Below are 267 nucleotides of genomic sequence, written 5' to 3' on the forward strand. Positions count from 1 at the left end.
TAACAGCATCTCAAACAATGTTTAAAATGGTTTCAACTATTATTGAAAATGTTGAGGGAACTAATGCAGTCACTACTAATATTGAACATCCTTCTGCTTACGATTCATTAGAATTTTACTGTAAAAAGAACAATAAAGAATTTAGAGTTGCTAAGGCAAATGTAAATACAGGGTTTGTTGATCCAGCATCTATTGCTGATAAAATTGACGAGAATACGATTTTGTTAAGCGTTATTGCTTCTAGTAATATTTCAGGAAATATAATGG

1 protein-coding gene is annotated in these 267 nt (G+C 30.3%); it reads left to right on the plus strand.

The annotated features are described in order from the left end of the window. The coding region (locus R0J92_RS23430) for an aminotransferase class V-fold PLP-dependent enzyme (RefSeq protein WP_411053442.1) at positions 1 to 267 on the plus strand (267 nt) is incomplete at both ends.

Source organism: Tritonibacter sp. SIMBA_163 (genome assembly GCF_046535935.1).
GTDB lineage: Bacteria > Pseudomonadota > Alphaproteobacteria > Rhodobacterales > Rhodobacteraceae > Epibacterium > Epibacterium scottomollicae.